Raw genomic sequence first — 16693 nt, 5'->3', positions numbered from 1 at the left:
GGCCCGCCGGTTGTTTTGATCAGCGATGCTTGAACTGCGCCTTGCGCTTGTCAACGAAGGCGGCCATGCCTTCCTTCTGATCTTCCGAAGCAAACAGCGAGTGGAACATCCGCCGTTCAAAGCGCAGGCCCTCGGCCAGCGTCAACTCGTCAGCCCGGTTGACCGATTCCTTGACCATCATCGCCACCGGCAGGGAAAATCCGGCGATCTTCTCTGCCGCCTTGATGGTGGTGGCCATCAGTTCATCGGCCGGCACCACGCGCGCCACAAGACCGGAGCGCTCGGCTTCCTCGGCCTCCATCATCCGCCCCGTCAGGCACAGGTCCATCGCCTTGGCCTTGCCGATGGCGCGGGTCATCCGCTGGGTCCCGCCCATGCCCGGGATCACCCCGAGCGTGATTTCCGGCTGGCCGAACTTGGCGCTATCGGCAGCGATGATGAAATCGCACATCATGGCAAGCTCGCAGCCGCCGCCCAGCGCATAGCCGGCCACCGCCGCGATCACCGGCTTGCGCGTTGCCGCAACCGCGCTCCAGCCTTCGAAGAAGTCTTCCAGATAAGCGCCAATGAAATCCTTGGGCTGCATTTCCTTGATATCGGCGCCAGCGGCGAAGGCCTTTTCGGAGCCGGTCAGCACGATCGCGCCGATCTTTTCGTCCGCACCATATTGCGCCAGCACGGTGCGCAGTTCTTCCAGCAGCTCCGAATTCAGCGCATTGAGCGCGTCGGGCCGGTTGAGCGTGATGATGGCCACCCGGCCGCGGGTTTCTGTCTTCAATGTCTTGAGCGCCATCGCGTCTCTCCTTGTCAGCCCTGTTCGGGGTCGCCCTCTGGATCTGCCCATGGGGGGGTTGGCCCGGGTCAGTTTGTCTGGCAGCGCGGGCAATAGAATGTCGAACGCCCGCTTTGCACGATCCGCCGGACCGTATCGCCACAGCCGGGGCGGGGGCAAGCCTTTCCCTCGCGGTCGTAGACGGAAAATCCGTGCTGGAAATACCCCAGCGTGCCATCGGTGCGGATGTGGTCTCGCAGCGATGAGCCGCCCGCTGCAATCGCCTCGTCGATGACGGTGCGGATCGCCCCGGTCAGCTCGTCGAGCTGCTTGCGCGCCCGGCCGCTCTTGCCGACCAGCAGTCCGGCCGGTTTGAGTGGCGACAGCTCTGCCCGCCACATCGCTTCGCAAACATAGATATTGCCAAGGCCGGCGATGATGCGCTGGTCCAGCAGTGCCGCCTTCAACGGGGTCTTCTTTCCCGCAAACCGCCCGGCCAGTTCGGCGGCGTTGAGACTGTTGCCGGTCGGCTCCACCCCCAGGCTCCTGAACCAGGGGTGATCGGCAAGAGCTGCCCGCGCCATCAGCTCCATATAGCCAAACCGCCGCGGGTCATTGTAGATCACCCGCGCCCGGCCCGCCGGTCCGTCGACATGCAGCACCACATGGTCGTGCTTGTCGTCTTTTGAGCGGGGGTGGTGAAACACGCCGGGCTTGAGCGATCCGGTTCCGTCCGCCTCGATCCGGAACGACCCCGACATGCCCAGATGGCTGATCAGCGCGGTGCCGTCATCGAGATCGGCAATCAGGTATTTTGCCCGGCGGCCGAGCGAAATGATCAGCCGGCCTTCGAGCCTGGCGGCGAATCCGTCAGGGAAGGCAAACCGGAGATCGGCCCGGCGCTGTTCGACACGGATGATCCTCGCGCCTTCCATCACCGGCTGCAGGCCGCGGCGGACCGTTTCGACTTCGGGCAATTCGGGCAACGGCAAGTCCTCAGGCTGGTTCCAATCTCTCTGCGGCTGCCTTATAAGACGATGCGCTATGCCGCAGGCGGGTTCTTTGATGCCTAGATAGCGTGGAGCCGAGTGTTCCGCTATGGTCGCGCCAGATTAAGCCGGTTCCTTGGCAGGATGCGGGCGGAATTGACGCCAGGTGAACAAACACGGGATGAAGTGATGTCAGAACAGCGCGTCGCCACGGATGGCGGAATGCAGACCAGTTACGGGTTCCGCACCGTCGAGGACGGCAAGAAGCAGGATCTGGTCAACGACGTCTTTCACAAGGTCGCCAAGCGCTACGACATCATGAACGACGTGATGTCGGCGGGTCTGCACCGGCTCTGGAAAGACGCGCTGGTTGCGAGCCTCAATCCGCCGCGCCATTCAGGCTTCCGTTTTCTTGATGTGGCCGGCGGCACCGGTGACATTGCCTTCCGCATTGTCGAAGCCTCGCACAGCCAGGCGCAGGGCACCGTGCTCGACATCAATGGCTCGATGCTCGGCGTCGGCGCCGAGCGCGCTGCAAAGAAGGGCTATGCCGGCAATCTTGATTTCGTCGAGGCCAATGCCGAGGCGCTGCCGTTCGAGGACAACAGTTTCGACGCCTATACGATTGCTTTCGGCATTCGCAACGTGCCTGACATCGACAAGGCGCTGCGCGAAGCCTATCGCGTGCTCCGGCGCGGCGGCCGATTCCTCTGTCTCGAATTCTCCGAAGTCGAGATGCCGATCCTTGACCGGATCTATGATGCCTGGTCGTTCAACGGCATTCCCGCCATGGGCAAGGCCATCGCCGGCGAGGCCGAGCCCTATCAGTATCTGGTTGAATCAATCCGCAAGTTCCCGCGCCAGGCCGATTTCGCCGCGATGATTGCGCGTGCCGGTTTCGCCCGCGTCGGCTACACCAATTACACCGGCGGCATTGCAGCCCTTCACTCGGCCTGGAAGATCTAAGCGGCATGGCAAGTCTCGGCACCTATCTGCGCCTGATTCGGGCGGGCTTCATCCTTGTGCGCGAGGGCGTGGTTTCCTCGCTGCCCGCCGACGAGCTTCCCGGCCCGCTCAAGCTTGGCCATCGGATTGCCGGGCTGCTGGCCAAGCGGCAGGCAAAAAATGCCGAGCGCACCGACCGGCTGGCCCGCGCAGTCGAGCGGCTTGGTCCCTCCTGGGTCAAGCTCGGCCAGTTTCTGGCCACACGGCCCGATGTGGTCGGCGCCGACATCGCCGAGGATCTGTCCGGCCTGCAGGACCGGATGGCGACATTTCCCGAGGCTCAGGCCCGCATGGCCATCGAAGCCTCGCTGGGCCGGCCGATTTCCGACCTCTACACCCGTTTCGATCCGCCGATTGCCGCCGCCTCCATAGCCCAGGTGCACAAGGCTGAAGTCGCTAGCGGGAACGGCCCCCGCCAGGTTGCCGTCAAGGTGATCCGGCCCGGCGTGCGGCAACGCTTCAGGCACGATCTCGAGGCGTTTTACCTGGTGTCAGAACTGCAGGAGCGCTTCATCCCGTCCTCGCGCCGGCTGCGCCCGGTCGAGATCACCAGAACGCTGGAGCAGACCACCCGCATCGAGATGGATCTCCGGCTCGAAGCCGCGGCGCTCTCGGAAATGGCCGCCAACACCAAAGACGATCCCGGCTTCCGGGTGCCTTCGGTCGACTGGGAGCGCACCGGCCGCGACTGCGTCACCATGGAGTGGATCGACGGCATCAAGATGAGCGATGTTGCGGGTCTGCGCGCCGCCGGTCATGATCTCGATGCGATAGCCGACACGCTGATCCAGTCGTTCCTGCGCCACACGCTGCGCGACGGCTTCTTCCATGCCGACATGCACCAGGGCAATCTCTTCGTTGATCCGGCCGGCATGATCGTCGCCGTCGACATGGGCATTGTCGGCCGACTTGGCAAAAAGGAGCGCCGCTTCCTGGCCGAGATCCTCTATGGCTTCATAACCGGCGATTACCAGCGCGTCGCCGATGTCCATTTCGAGGCCGGCTATGTCAATGCCCGCCACAATCCGGCGAGCTTTGCCCAGGCCATTCGCGCCATCGGCGAGCCGATCCATGGCCAGCCGGCTGAAACCATCTCCATGGCGCGGCTGCTGACGCTGCTGTTCGAGGTTACCGAACTGTTCGACATGCAGACCCGGCCCGAACTGGTGATGCTGCAGAAGACCATGGTGGTGGTCGAGGGTGTCGCCCGCACGCTCAACCCCAGATTCAACATGTGGAAGGCCGCCGAACCGGTGGTCGGCAGCTGGATCCGGGACAATCTCGGCCCCAGGCGCATCGCCGTCGACATCAAGGCCGGCGCGATCGCAGCCCTCAGACTGGCCGAGCAATTGCCCGATCTTGCCATCCGCACCGAACGCTTCGCCAATGAAGTGGGCGTGATGGCTGAGAACGGACTGCGGTTTGACGCCGCCACGTCCGAAGCCATCGGCAAGGCCGAAGCCCGCCACACCCGCTCGGGTCGTGTGGCCTTGTGGATCATTGCCGCTGCAGCGGTGTGGGGGGCGTTGGCGGTCCATCCGCTATGGTAACGGCCCCGATGGCCGGACCATGATCAGCTATCGGCCGATATCGCTCGACGACCACGACGCCCAGCCGCTGTCGGACGAAGCCTGGAGCGATGGCTATGCCTATGTTGAACGCATGATCCAGGACTGGAAGTCCGGCGCCAACCGCTTCGACGGTCCCGGCGAGCGCCTGGTTGGGGCTTTCGATGATGACACGCTGATTGGCTTCTGCGGCCTCAACCGCGATCCCTATACCAGCGAAAACGCCGGCCGCATCCGCCATCTCTATGTCTGCCTCGACCACCGCCATGCCGGTATCGCCAGAGCTTTGGTCGCCCACACCCTCGACGGCGCCGCGAGCCATTTCTGCCGCATTCGCCTCCGCGCCACCCCCGCCTCACGCAGCTTTTACGAATTGCTGGGGTTTGAGCCGGTCGATGAGCCCGAAGCGACGCATGCGCTGCGGCTGCGCCAAGATTTCCGCCATCCCTGACCCGAAAGGCCGGGACCAGGACACCTGTGGTTTTGAAAAAAATCGGCCGTCAGATTTGCAATCTTGGCCTTTTTCACGCAAAATAGGGGATTGGATCGGCCATTGAACGCCGCGCCAACATTCGCCGACGGCTCCATAGACGCCGTCAGGGCAGGAAACCCGGCAGCGCATCGCGCACGAGATCCGTAGATTTGCGGACGCCCGGAAAACACACAAGCATTGGATATTTATATGAGCGAGGCCAAACCCGGCGACACCGTTCGGATAAACTATACCGGCAAACTCACAGACGGCACCCGGTTCGACAGTTCCGAGGGTCGCGAGCCTCTGGAGTTCCAGGTTGGTTCCGGCCAGATCATCAGCGGACTTGACCGCGAAGTCGAGGGCATGAAGGTCGGTGACAAGCAGACGGTCACCGTTCCGGCTGAGGAGGCCTACGGTCCCCACGACGCGGCCAAGGTTCAGCAGGTTCCGCGCGAGGCTCTGCCGCCGGAACTCGAACCGCAGGAAGGCATGCAGCTGCAGGCGCAAACGCCAGAGGGTGCGCAGATGACGCTGGTTGTCACCGCCGTTGCCGAACAGGAAATCACCGTCGACGCCAACCATCCGCTGGCTGGCAAGGATCTGATATTCGAAATCGAGATGGTCGAGATCCTCAAGGCGGCCTGACCGCACCAGACCTGGGCAACCCGGCCTGGCGCCGGGTTGCCGCTTGCCTCCAGGGTAGTGCCTGCAGCGACCACTCGCCCTGGCGGACGCCCCCACCTCTCCGTTACCGCTTCGTTTGACTGCAATGATTGCAATGCATACATTGCAGGCATCAGGCACATCTCTTCAGGCGAGGTTCACCATGGCATCACTCACCATCCGTAATCTCGATGACGAGGTGAAGCAGGCGCTGCGCGAGCGTGCCGCGCGCCATGGCGTCTCCATGGAGGAAGAGGCACGTGTGCTGTTGCGCAAATCCGTGCGCGAAGATGATCGCAACGCTTCGGCAAAGCCCGCCGGTGAAACTTTCTATGACCGTGTGATGGCCTTGCGCGAGAAGTACGGCGCCTTTGATCTTGAGATACGGCCGCGCACCGAGCTCGCTGGCGAGCGACCTGTCTTCGACTGGCTTGAAGACGAATGATCCTCGATACCAATGTGATTTCTGAGGCAATTTCCATACGGCCGGATCAAGCGGTCATGACATGGTTCGCTACCCTTGATCCGAATGTGCTTTGCGTCCCGTCGGTGGTCAAAGCGGAATTGCTCGCTGGCGTTGCGTTTTTGCCAGCCGGGCGCCGTAGCGAAGTTCTTGGCGCTATGATCGCCGAGTTTCTTGAGTCATATGAGACTGAGCGGCTCCTGGCATTTGAAAGTGCTGATGCTCCATTTTATGCAAAAGTGCTTTCTTCCCGCCGCTCCGTAGGCCGTCCCGTTTCTATCCTCGACGCCCAGATAGCTGCCATAGCGCTGAGGCGCGGTCTGCCGGTTGCCACCCGCAATGTCCGCGATTTCGCCGATTGCGGCCTCACCCTCATCAACCCTTGGGACCCCGCACCATGACCCTTGCCGGCAAACGCATCCTGCTGATCATTTCCGGCGGCATTGCCGCCTACAAGTCACTCGATCTGATCCGCCGTCTGCGCGAGCGCGGGGCTGAGGTGCGGCCGCTGATGACCCGGGCCGCGCAGGAATTCGTCACCCCCCTGGCTGTGGGCGCGCTCGCCGCCGATCATGTCTACACCGATCTGTTTTCGCGCGAGGACGAGCAGGACGTCGGCCATATCAGGCTGGCGCGCGATTGCGATCTCATCTGCGTGGCGCCCGCCACCGCCGATCTGATGGCCAGGATGGCCCATGGAATGGCGGGTGATCTGGCTTCCACCGTGCTGCTCGCCACCAACGCGCCGGTGCTGCTTGCGCCGGCCATGAACCCGGCGATGTGGGCGCACGCTGCAACCCGCCGCAACGTCGCGACCTTGCGCAGTGACGGCATCGGCTTCATCGGCCCGATGGCCGGTGAAATGGCCGAAACCGGTGAGGCCGGCGAGGGCCGCATGGCCGAGCCCTTGCAGATCGTCGCGCACATCGAGGCGCTGCTGGATGACGCGCCAAAGCCGCTCAAAGGCAAAACCGCCATCGTCACCTCCGGCCCGACGCATGAGCCGATCGACCCGGTGCGCTACATCGCCAACCGCTCGTCGGGCAAGCAGGGCCACGCCATCGCTGCCAGCCTTGCCCGACTCGGCGCCGAGGTGACGCTGGTCTCCGGTCCGGTCACCCTTGCCGATCCTGTGGGCGTCACGGTGGTCCGGGTCGAGAGTGCGGCCAACATGCTTGACGCTGTCACCGCCGCCTTGCCCGCCGACATTGCCGTCTTTGTCGCAGCCGTCGCCGACTGGCGGGTGGCAACCTCCGCCGCAAACAAGATCAAGAAGAAGGAAGGCGAGGGCCCGGCGCCGCTCGAGCTCACCGAAAATCCCGATATCCTCAAGACCATCGGCCATCACCAGAGCCGCCCCCACCTCGTGGTCGGCTTTGCCGCCGAAACCGCCGACGTCGTCGCCAACGCGCAGGCCAAGCTGGCCCGCAAAGGGGCCGATTTCATCGTCGCCAACGACGTCTCGCCCGCCACCGGCATCATGGGTGGTGACCGCAACCGCGTCCGCATCGTCTCGAAAGATGGCGTCGAGGACTGGCCGGATCTGAGCAAGGGCGAGGTCGCCGACCGGCTGGCGGCGCGGATTGCTAAGGCCTTTTAGCGGACGCGGCAGCTGAGGGCTCAGCCCTTGCAATCATGACCGACAAATCAATAAGCAATGGGCCGGTGGCTATGACATGAGCTTGAACCAAGATTGTACAGCTAAGTTCAATCGATCCTGCTCTAGCTCATCCGTTGCATTGCAGTGTGCAATTGGCCCGCGTAGAAGGTTTAGCTGATTAGCGATATTGCTGACCGCGATCTTTGAGGAGAATACCGGGTCAAAAATGTCCCAATTATCCGTGATCAACTGTGAAAGCTCTCCAAATGTCGTATAATCGATGAGATCGTCAGACCGCGGAGTAATACCGCTGTCTACTTCTTTTTTGTGACGACCTCGAGCAGGGTTTCGGATCTTGTTCTCATCAACCCTTACACTTTGCCACCAGTCTGCGCCTTCTGCTTCGATCATGATGCCTTTGACAAGCTTCCGTATTGAATTCTCTAGGCAATAGAAAACCTCATAGAATTCAGACATGCGAGCGGCTTCGGCGCGCAGTTGCGCTTCAAATTGCTCATACTCGGAAACCTTCCGATCTGTGGCCGATTTCGGCGTAACAGCCAAATCATGGCCGCTATCCTTTTCTATGGCCTTCATATCGCTGACTATCTGGAGTCCGGACATGCCGAAGGCCCGGATCAAACCATCGGGTCGTTTAGGCATCGTCATCTCTCAGAAGATTGTCCTTGAGGCTTTTGAAGATCGCATTGAACACCTCTGGATTCGTGGTTGCTGGAAGATTCAGATTAATTGTGTAGCCGAGATTTAGGCCAATGCTTCCAGTCTTTGGCGGAGCGCTATCTTCCGCTTTTTGATTGAAATTAACGGTGTCTCTTTGAAAATTTTCCTCCCGTTCTGGAGCGCCTGCGGAAGAAACATCTCCGATATTGAATGTCGCATGCTTTTTTAAAGCCTTTATACAGGCATATGCGAGCTTAACGGGGTTAGAATCATGCGCCTGACCTGTCTCTTCAACGATTAAGCCGAGCAGTTCATTGTCATTGAGTTTATGCATAAACTCATTGCGTGTATACAGTGGTGCGTAAGCATGTCTGATTGCCTGAGCAACGGCTTGGCCAGATGATGTTGGGTTACGGAACTTGGTGTAAAGCTCGGTTGGTTTTCCATCGGAAGCCGCGAAATTGATCTTTTTCAGAAATGCGGTCATCTGATCGCCTGAGCCGCCGGGTATCTTCAGGATTGTTTTGACAAAGTCCTGGCTAACTCGTTCGGGTACAGGCGCAGTTTTGATCGTGGCTAGAGCCTTATCAATATTGCCCGCTGAGGTAATGTACGGAAGCGAAGCCATAGCTAACTCCTATTGAGTAACACTCGCTAAAGTAGCGCATGTTGTGCTCAAAAAGTCGATACCTTCACGCCGTAATAAATTCTATTCGCTTGTAGCGCTGCATCGCAATACAGGTCATGAGATCTGGATTTCGAATTGCATCAACTGAGAGGTAGTAGAGGGTGTCCGCATTGTCCCGGTGTTGCGAATCCAATCCCCTCCCCGTCGCCCTCACGCCAGTTCAGCCACCGTCACCGCTTCCGCCTGCAGCGGCGAAAACCGCGCCGACGAGATGCCGCTGGCCTTCAGCGTCACAAAGCTGCCGGCCGGGATTTCGTGCCATTTCGTGTCAGCGTCGGTGAATGGTTCGGAGACCAGGCAATGTCCCTGGTTGGCGCAGGTCGGCGCCGAATAGAGTGTCGGCGCATGGGCGTCGGTGGCATAGCGGATCGCATAGAGCGTCTGGCCATCGGAAAATGCAGCGGTAAAGCGCACCAGCTCGCGCACGCCGGCGCGGGCCGATTGCGCCAGCGCAAAGCGGATGGCTTCGGCAAAGGCGGCGGCCGGGTCTGTCTCGAGCCCGAATTCGAGCGCCAGCAGAAACAGGAGCTCCGAATCGGTGGTGCCATGCCGCGCCTGATAGAGCCGGTCCGAGAGCGCCGCTTCCATCGGCCGCCGGATTTTTTCAAACCCGGCGATCTGGCCGTTGTGCATGAACGACCAGGTGTTGTGCACGAAGGGGTGGCAATTGTCGCGGCTGGTCGCCCCTCCGGTGGAGGCGCGGACATGGGCCAGAAACAGCGGCGAGCGGATCTGCCGCGCCAATGATTTCAGATTGCAGTCCGACCAGGCCGGCAGCACATCGCGGTAAAGTCCGGGTTCTGCGTGCTCGCCATACCAGGCGACGCCAAACCCGTCGCCATTGGTCGCCGTCTTGGCTTCCGTGGCCTGGTGCGACTGGTCGATCAGCGAATGGCCGGGGGCGGAGACGATCTGCTCCAGCGGGATCGGCGTTCCTCGGTAGGCGGCCCATCTGCACATGCGGTTCTATTTGCTCCGGTTATGCATCCGGTGATGCAAGTCGTTGATGATACCACTTGCAGTTTTCTCAAAGATGAACGGCAGCATCGCATGCACCAGGGCGCAGAAACCGGCGGCAAAAAGCTTGGCCGAAAATGTTGCGGCAAAGCGCAAATGTTCGAAATAGGTCTCATCCACCGCGCGCAGGTGCGCGGTGAACAGGCGGGCGAGCTGGTTCGGCATCGGCAAGTTTCCCTTCGTCCAAGCTTTGCGTGGGGAAGGATAGCCGGCTTCGAAGGAGAATTTGTCCCGATTGTCCCTTGAAAACGCCAGATAATGGGATAGATAAATCGGAATGCACCAGATAGACGAGATGGATATCCGAATTCTGACCCAGTTGCAGCGGGACAGCACCCTGTCGGTCGATGCGCTGTCGGAACGGGTCAACCTGTCGCGCAACGCCTGTTGGCGCCGGGTCAAGCTGATGGAGGAGCGCGGGCTGATCAGGGATCGCGTCGCCATTCTCGACGCCGAGATGGCCGGCTGCGGCCTGTCGGTGTTCATTTTCGTGCGCGCCGACAGCCATGACGCCGACTGGCTCAAAAGCTTCCGCGATGCCGTCAGCGCCTTTCCCGAAATCGTCGGCGTCTACCGCACGTCTGGCGATCTCGATTACGTGCTCCGCGCCCGCGTTTCCGACGTGAAAGCTTACGACCGGCTCTATCAGAGGCTGATCGCCAGGGTGAAACTGGCCGACGTCTCCGCCTCCTTCGTCATGGAAGAGATCAAGGAAACCACGGCGGTTCCGCTCTCCGCACTATCGTAGTGCCGGCAGGTCTACTTTTCCCGCTGGCAGATCGAGCGGCGGAACAGTCTGCGGTCAGAAGGCAGACGGTCCCCGACCCGCCGTCTGGCGGCGGGCTCAGCGCTGCTGGTTTTTCACCCGCGAAATCGCCAGGTTGATCGAGGCCATCCGCGCCTCGACCTGATCCAGGCTGGCGGTGCCACGGCCGGTCTGGCGTTCCAGTTCGAACTTCATGTCGCTGAGCTGATTGAGTTTTTCCTCCTGCGTCAGCGTGGTGTGGGCGGACACGTCTTCCGGTGTCATCTGCGGTCCGGCTTCCGGATCGGGTCTGTCGGTCATCGGGTTCTCCTTTGCTATGGCAGGTCAACGCCAGCGCGGCTTCCGGGTTCCAAACCGGAGCGGCCTGGTGTTTCTTCGGGCATGGTGGCGGCCGTGACAACCGTCGGACATTGAATCTGAGTGTATCCGGTTGAACAGTGCGTTCTCCCCAGCGCTCTTATTGTAAACGCCGCAAACGGCTATTTAGGGGTCAACGTCCACATCACCGGCCTGAGCTGCCGGTCCGAGCTCGAGGAGACTGCCATGTCGATCAGACCAGTCCGCCATTTGTCCACCGCCGTGCCGCATCTCGAAGGCGCCGGCGTGCATCTGCAGCGCGCCTTCGGTTTTGACGATCCGTCGCTGACCGATCCGTTCCTGCTGTTTGACGATTTCCGCAACGAACGCCCTGAAAACTATCTCAAGGGGTTCCCCTGGCATCCGCATCGCGGCATCGAGACCATTACCTATGTTCTGGCCGGCACCGTCGATCACGGCGACAGCCTCGGCAACACCGGTATCCTCGGCGCCGGCGACGTGCAATGGATGACCGCAGGCAGCGGCATCATGCACCAGGAAATGCCCAAGGGTGACGCCAGCGGCCGCATGCATGGCTTCCAGCTCTGGGCCAATCTGCCGGCGTCGATGAAGATGACCGCGCCGCGTTACCAGGATGTCACCGCCGCCGACATTCCGGTCGAAATCGACGATGACGGCACCGCTGTGCGCATCATCTGCGGCGAGTTCTGGGGCAAGCGCGGTCCGGTCGACGGCATCGCCGCCGAACCGTCCTATGTCGACATCTCGGTGCCGCCGGGCAAGAAGAAGACCTTCAAGGTCGACGCCTACCGCTCGGCCTTCGCCTACATCTTCGCCGGTTCCGGCTCGTTCCGCGATGCGTCCAGGCCGTTCGGCGTGCTGGTCGAAAAGGAAGTCGAGGGCGAGGAAATCCAGATCCGCGACATGTCGGGCGACCGAACGCTGGTGGTGTTTGATACCGGTGACGAGATCACCGTGCAGGCCGGCGACGAGGGCATCCGCTTTCTGCTGGTCTCCGGCAAGCCGATCCGGGAGCCGGTGGCCTGGCATGGCCCGATCGTCATGAACACCCGCGCCGAGCTGATCCAGGCGGTGACCGAATTGCAAAACGGCAGCTTCATCAAGCCGGCCCCCTAGTCTGCGGCTGACTGCATCGTTCTTCGCCCGTCAAATGCCGGCACAGCGTCCCGGCATTTTTGTGTTCATCTGTTTCACGGTTTAAGCAGTGGCCGGAACGGCCTTTCTGGCGAGCCCAGCACAATATTCACCCTTGTGGTTGACTATTGTGCTGGACAGGCGTATTCAACCATAAGGGTGAATAAATGGACGACGAAGTTCTGTCACGCGTATTGAAGGCCACCGGAGATACCACCCGGCGGCGGATCTTGACGCTGCTTGTTCAGGAAGGGGCGTTGAGGGTGACCGCGCTTGCCGCTCATTTCGACATGTCTTTGAACTCCGTCTCCAAGCACATCAAGGTGTTGGAGGAGGCAGGGCTTGTCACCCGCCGGACTGTGGGCCGCGAGCATTTCATCGCCGCCGAGCTGGAGCCGCTGAAGCTGACTGAGAGCTGGTTCGGGCAATTGAAGTCGATTTGGGAACTGCGCCTGTCGGCGCTTGAAGAGGCACTCGTTTCAAAGGACGACGACAATGACTGATGCAATCAAGGAACTTGAACTGACCGTAAGCCGCAAGATTTCCGCCCCCCGCACCAGGGTGTTCGACGCCTGGTTGTCGCCGCCGATGCTGGCCAAATTCATGCGCCCGGGTGGCAGCGACATGACCTCGAAAGTCACCAATGACCCGGTCAAGGGCGGCCGTTTCACCATCTTGATGGCGACGGCGGAAAAGGAAATCCCCCACGCCGGCACCTATCTGGAGATCGATCCGCATTCGCGGCTGTCGTTCACCTGGGAATCGCCATACTCGCTCGACGACAGCGTCGTCACCATCGATTTCACCGAGATCGAACCGGGCGTTACCGAGGTCACGTTGCACCAGGTCAAGTTCCGCAGCGAGGAGGCGCGCAACGGCCACCTAAGCGGCTGGACCGCAATCCTCGACGCCCTTGAGGAAACCATCGGCTGAAAGAGGAGCTCCGGGACGCAGCGCGGCCCGGATGTCTCAGTCACCTGACCTGGCCTCTCCGATGATCGGGCCGAAGACGATGCGTCTTCGGCCTAAGCTGCAAAGCAGCCTTGAGGTTGAGACCAGTATAGCCCTGTCATGACCAGCGAGATGACACGAGCCCCGCAAGCTGACTGAAGCGGATCTGGGTCTTCCAGGCCGTAACAACGTCGTCACTTCCGCGCCATTGCCGGCCTTTTCGCGAGAGATCGTGCCGGGTGCGTCCCGGGCCGCATTGAACAAAAATTTGAAACTTGATCCCTGCGCTGTTGCCGACTAACACGGATGCCTTGCCCGTGTGCGTGAACGCACATAAGCTGGCAGCAAATTGCAAGACTACACAGGGAGTTATCATGAAACACTACAAAATCATCGCGGGCGCTGCACTGGCCCTCAGCCTGGCGACAAACGCCATGGCACAGGACATCTCCTTCTTCCGCATTGGCACCGGCGGGACAGCCGGCACCTACTATCCGATCGGCGGATTGCTGGCCAATGCGATTTCCAACCCGCCCGGTTCGCGCGCTTGCGATGCGGGTGGCTCCTGCGGCGTTCCCGGTCTCGTAGCCTCGGCACTGTCGGCCAATGGATCGGTTGCCAACATCAATGCCATTGCCAGCGGCTCATTGGAATCGGGCTTTGCCCAGTCCGATGTCGCGACCTGGGCCTATACCGGAACAGGCATCTGGGACGGCAAGCCTGCGGTCGAAAAGCTGCGCGCCATCGCCAATCTCTATCCCGAAAGCATCCATTTGGTGGCAAGCGCCGGATCCGGCATCAACAGTGTTGCCGATCTCAAGGGCAAGCGCGTCTCGCTCGACGAGCCCGGTTCCGGCACCCTCGTCGATGCCCGCGTCATCCTGGAAGGCTACGGTCTGTCGGAAGCCGACATTTCACCGGAATTCCTCAAGCCCGACCAGGCCGCAGACCGCATGCGTGACGGCGCCATGGACGCCTTCTTCTTTGTTGGCGGCTACCCGGCCGGCGCCATTGCCGAGCTTGCCAGCCAGCACGACGTGAAGCTGGTGCCGATCTCGTGCGACGAGGCGCCGTCGATCTGCGAAAACTACACCTTCTTTGCGACCGATACGGTTCCGGGCGGCACCTATGAAGGCAATGCGGACGATGTGAAGACGCTGGCTGTCGGTGCACAATGGGTCACCAGCGCCGATCAGCCGGAAGAGCTGGTCTACGGCATCACCAAGGCACTGTGGAACGACAACACCCGCAAGCAGCTTGATGCCGGTCACGCCAAGGGCAAGGCCATCACCAAGGAAACCGCGCTGAGCGGCGTCGGCATTCCGCTGCATCCGGGCGCAGAAAAGTTCTACAAGGAAGCCGGGCTTCTGAAGTAAGACAAAAACCGGTTGCTTGTGAGGCAACAGCGATTTCCAAGGGGCCGCGCAGCAATTGCGCGGCCCTCAATTTCTAAAGCTCACATAAGGTGCTGGGGACCATGGGCGTGGATAAACACAAGCCGGAATCAGCCGAGAACGTCCGTCATCTGACTGCCGATGAACTGCAGATGATCGAGGAAACCTACGACCCGGAGCTTCGCTTCCGGGTTCTGGCCTGGTCCTTGACCATCGCCACGGCAACGATCCTGTTTTTGTTGTCATGCTACCATTTTTACACCGCGGGCTTTGGCATCCCGCAGGCAACCGTGCACCGGGGCCTGCATCTCGGTGCGACGCTGCTTGTGGTATTCCTGAGCTTTTCCGCTTTCGGCAAGAAAGAGATGAAGCCAGGTGCGCTGGCGCCCTTCGGGCTGCCGCTCACCGACTGGGTGCTCGGCATTGCCGGGTTCATCGCCGCACTCTATGTGCCCTGGATCTACAGCGAACTTGCCTTCCGCGTCGGAAATCCGCTGCCCATCGACGTGGTGATGGGTACGATTCTGATCGTTGTGCTTCTGGAAGCCGTGCGCCGCTCGATGGGCTGGCCCCTGCCGGTGATCGCCCTGTTGTTCATCGCCTATGCCTATTTCGGAAAGTCGATGCCCGGCATCTTCGTTCATCCGGGCGCCAGCTGGTCGAACATTGTCAACCATCTCTATCTGACCTCTCAGGGCATTTACGGCACCGCGCTCGGCGTGATTGCCACCTATGTGTTCCATTTCGTGCTGTTCGGGGTGATGGCGACGCGGATCGGGCTGGGCCAGCTGTTCATTGACGTGGCCTCCGCAGTCGCGGGCCGTTATGCGGGCGGACCGGCCAAGGTCTCGGTCCTGTCATCGGCGCTGCTGGGTTCGATTTCAGGCTCGTCGATCGCCAATACGGTGACCACAGGCGCGCTCACCATCCCGGCCATGATCCGCATCGGCTATCCCCGCCACTTTGCCGCCGCCGTGGAAGCCGCCGCCTCGACCGGGGGACAGATCACCCCGCCGGTCATGGGGGCCGTCGCCTTCCTGATGATCGAATATCTCGGTCTGTCGCTGACCACCATTCTCACGGCAGCCCTCGTTCCCGCCTTCATGCACTTTTTCGGCGTTCTGGTCCAGGTGCATCTGGAAGCCCGCCGGCTCGGCCTGCGCGGCCTGTCTGTTGCCGAACTTCCCAATGCCTGGAAGGTGTTGAAGCAAGGCTGGCTGACAGTGGTGCCGCTTGTCGTTCTGGTTGCCATCCTGTTGTCCGGCCGCACGCCCTTTTCTGCTGCCTTCTGGTCGATCACCGCCTGTATCGGCGTGCTTGTCATTCAGCAGGTTGGCGAAAGCGGCATCGTCGGCGGCCTGCGCGGCACAATTCATGGCGTCTGGCAGGGGTTCATCCTCGGAGCCAAGCAGTCGCTGTCGGTCACCGCAGCCGCTGCCCTGGTCGGCGTCGTCATCGGCGTGGTCACGCTGACCGGCGTGGGCTTCAAGATCGCCTATATGGTCACAAGCGTTGCGCAGGACTGGGCCGGTTCGATCCACGATCTTCTGGTTTTCCTGCCCTTCGAGCTGATGAGTGTGCCGACGCTGACATTGCTCTTCACCCTGATCCTGACGGCCATTGTCTGTATTCTGATGGGCTGCGGCATTCCCACAACCGCGAACTACATCATCATGGTTGCGGTTGCGGCGCCGATTCTCGGCCTGCTCGGGGTCCAGCCGCTGGTCGCCCATTTCTTCGTCTTCTATTACGGGGTTCTGGCCGACGTGACGCCGCCGGTCGCCATGGCGGCCTATGCGGGCGCGGGCATTGCCAATGCCAATGCGTTCAAGGCCGGCAACACCGCCTTCCGGCTCAGCATGGGCAAGGCGCTGGTGCCCTTTGTCTTTGCCTTTCAGCCGGCGCTGCTGCTGGTCACCGATAACTTCACCTGGACGGCATTCAGCCTTGCATTCAGCGGCACGGTGCTTGGCATCTGGGCCCTGGCTGCCGCGGTATCCAATTGGCTCTTTGCGCCGCTTCGCTGGTATGAACGCATCGCCCTGGTACTGGCCGCCATCCTGCTGGTTTCGCCCGATTTGATCGCAACGGTGGTTGGGCTGCTGCTGGTGGCGCCGATTGCAGCAAGGCAGTTGCTGCAGAAACGCCGGGCAGCGCCCGGCTAGGCGCGCACCGGGCAACAGCGGCC

General features: G+C 61.2%; 20 protein-coding genes. 13 read left to right on the top strand and 7 right to left on the bottom strand.

The genetic code is table 11. From position 1 onward, the window contains the following. Positions 1 to 19: 19 nt before the first annotated feature. A complete protein-coding gene (locus PZ897_RS09325) occupies positions 20 to 793 on the bottom strand; it encodes an enoyl-CoA hydratase (protein ID WP_275751910.1) in 774 nt (257 codons plus the stop codon). Positions 794 to 861: 68 nt separating this feature from the next. Next, the gene (gene mutM, locus PZ897_RS09320; protein WP_275751909.1) at positions 862 to 1758 is read right to left on the bottom strand and encodes a bifunctional DNA-formamidopyrimidine glycosylase/DNA-(apurinic or apyrimidinic site) lyase; all 897 of its coding nucleotides are present in this window, start codon (positions 1756 to 1758) and stop codon (positions 862 to 864) included. Between the two features lie 192 nt (positions 1759 to 1950). Between mutM and ubiE the strand changes: the two genes are divergently transcribed. The 7 genes from ubiE (at position 1951) to coaBC (ending at position 7535) form a co-directional block, all read left to right on the top strand. Next, entirely contained in the window at positions 1951 to 2727 is a 777-nt protein-coding gene (gene ubiE, locus PZ897_RS09315; RefSeq protein ID WP_275751908.1) for a bifunctional demethylmenaquinone methyltransferase/2-methoxy-6-polyprenyl-1,4-benzoquinol methylase UbiE, read from the top strand. Positions 2728 to 2732: 5 nt separating this feature from the next. Next, the gene (gene ubiB / locus PZ897_RS09310) at positions 2733 to 4316 is read left to right on the top strand and encodes a 2-polyprenylphenol 6-hydroxylase (protein WP_275751906.1); all 1584 of its coding nucleotides are present in this window, start codon (positions 2733 to 2735) and stop codon (positions 4314 to 4316) included. Between the two features lie 19 nt (positions 4317 to 4335). After that, positions 4336 to 4785, top strand: a complete 450-nt coding sequence (locus PZ897_RS09305) for a GNAT family N-acetyltransferase (protein WP_275751904.1) — start codon at positions 4336 to 4338, stop codon at positions 4783 to 4785. 231 nt (positions 4786 to 5016) lie between these two features. Next, positions 5017 to 5454: a peptidylprolyl isomerase gene (locus PZ897_RS09300; RefSeq protein ID WP_275751902.1), complete on the top strand. Its 438-nt coding sequence runs from the start codon at positions 5017 to 5019 to the stop codon at positions 5452 to 5454. A gap of 181 nt (positions 5455 to 5635) precedes the next feature. Further along, complete coding sequence (locus PZ897_RS09295) at positions 5636 to 5917, top strand: plasmid stabilization protein (protein WP_275751900.1); 282 nt, start codon at positions 5636 to 5638, stop codon at positions 5915 to 5917. After that, positions 5914 to 6336 (top strand): type II toxin-antitoxin system VapC family toxin, encoded by a 423-nt coding sequence (locus PZ897_RS09290; RefSeq protein WP_275751898.1) that lies wholly within the window; start codon positions 5914 to 5916, stop codon positions 6334 to 6336. Before PZ897_RS09295 ends, PZ897_RS09290 begins: the two co-directional genes overlap by 4 nt. After that, complete coding sequence (coaBC, locus tag PZ897_RS09285) at positions 6333 to 7535, top strand: bifunctional phosphopantothenoylcysteine decarboxylase/phosphopantothenate--cysteine ligase CoaBC (protein ID WP_275751897.1); 1203 nt, start codon at positions 6333 to 6335, stop codon at positions 7533 to 7535. Before PZ897_RS09290 ends, coaBC begins: the two co-directional genes overlap by 4 nt. Before the next feature lie 69 nt (positions 7536 to 7604). Here coaBC and PZ897_RS09280 read toward each other — a convergent pair whose 3' ends face one another. The 4 genes from PZ897_RS09280 to PZ897_RS09265 all read right to left on the bottom strand — a co-directional run bounded on the left by PZ897_RS09280 (position 7605) and on the right by PZ897_RS09265 (position 10086). After that, complete coding sequence (locus PZ897_RS09280; protein ID WP_275751896.1) at positions 7605 to 8198, bottom strand: Swt1 family HEPN domain-containing protein; 594 nt, start codon at positions 8196 to 8198, stop codon at positions 7605 to 7607. Beyond that, positions 8191 to 8844, bottom strand: a complete 654-nt coding sequence (locus PZ897_RS09275) for a DUF5343 domain-containing protein (protein ID WP_275751894.1) — start codon at positions 8842 to 8844, stop codon at positions 8191 to 8193. Before PZ897_RS09275 ends, PZ897_RS09280 begins: the two co-directional genes overlap by 8 nt. A 210-nt stretch (positions 8845 to 9054) precedes the next feature. Continuing rightward, positions 9055 to 9864, bottom strand: coding sequence for a class II glutamine amidotransferase (locus PZ897_RS09270; RefSeq protein ID WP_275751892.1), 810 nt, complete (start codon positions 9862 to 9864; stop codon positions 9055 to 9057). A gap of 6 nt (positions 9865 to 9870) precedes the next feature. Then, on the bottom strand, positions 9871 to 10086 hold the full coding sequence (locus PZ897_RS09265) for a DUF6356 family protein (protein WP_275751890.1): 216 nt from the start codon (positions 10084 to 10086) through the stop codon (positions 9871 to 9873). Between the two features lie 112 nt (positions 10087 to 10198). Between PZ897_RS09265 and PZ897_RS09260 the strand changes: the two genes are divergently transcribed. Continuing rightward, the gene (locus PZ897_RS09260) at positions 10199 to 10669 is read left to right on the top strand and encodes an Lrp/AsnC family transcriptional regulator (RefSeq protein ID WP_275751889.1); all 471 of its coding nucleotides are present in this window, start codon (positions 10199 to 10201) and stop codon (positions 10667 to 10669) included. A 96-nt stretch (positions 10670 to 10765) separates the two neighbouring features. Here PZ897_RS09260 and PZ897_RS09255 read toward each other — a convergent pair whose 3' ends face one another. Further along, positions 10766 to 10987, bottom strand: coding sequence for a hypothetical protein (locus PZ897_RS09255; protein ID WP_275751888.1), 222 nt, complete (start codon positions 10985 to 10987; stop codon positions 10766 to 10768). Between the two features lie 243 nt (positions 10988 to 11230). Between PZ897_RS09255 and PZ897_RS09250 the strand changes: the two genes are divergently transcribed. The 5 genes from PZ897_RS09250 to PZ897_RS09230 all read left to right on the top strand — a co-directional run bounded on the left by PZ897_RS09250 (position 11231) and on the right by PZ897_RS09230 (position 16670). Then, positions 11231 to 12142, top strand: coding sequence for a pirin family protein (locus PZ897_RS09250; protein ID WP_275751887.1), 912 nt, complete (start codon positions 11231 to 11233; stop codon positions 12140 to 12142). Positions 12143 to 12327: 185 nt separating this feature from the next. Continuing rightward, on the top strand, positions 12328 to 12663 hold the full coding sequence (locus PZ897_RS09245; protein ID WP_275751885.1) for a metalloregulator ArsR/SmtB family transcription factor: 336 nt from the start codon (positions 12328 to 12330) through the stop codon (positions 12661 to 12663). After that, a complete protein-coding gene (locus tag PZ897_RS09240) occupies positions 12656 to 13093 on the top strand; it encodes an SRPBCC domain-containing protein (RefSeq protein WP_275751883.1) in 438 nt (145 codons plus the stop codon). Before PZ897_RS09245 ends, PZ897_RS09240 begins: the two co-directional genes overlap by 8 nt. Before the next feature lie 392 nt (positions 13094 to 13485). Beyond that, positions 13486 to 14487 (top strand): TAXI family TRAP transporter solute-binding subunit, encoded by a 1002-nt coding sequence (locus tag PZ897_RS09235; RefSeq protein ID WP_275751882.1) that lies wholly within the window; start codon positions 13486 to 13488, stop codon positions 14485 to 14487. A 101-nt stretch (positions 14488 to 14588) separates the two neighbouring features. Then, complete coding sequence (locus tag PZ897_RS09230) at positions 14589 to 16670, top strand: TRAP transporter permease (RefSeq protein WP_275751881.1); 2082 nt, start codon at positions 14589 to 14591, stop codon at positions 16668 to 16670. The last annotated feature ends 23 nt before the right edge of the window (positions 16671 to 16693 follow it).

Origin of the sequence: Hoeflea sp. YIM 152468 (genome assembly GCF_029210485.1) — a bacterium.
Lineage (GTDB): Bacteria > Pseudomonadota > Alphaproteobacteria > Rhizobiales > Rhizobiaceae > Hoeflea.
The sequence above is the reverse complement of the archived record's forward strand: the minus strand, read 5'-3'. Positions and strand labels throughout refer to the sequence as shown.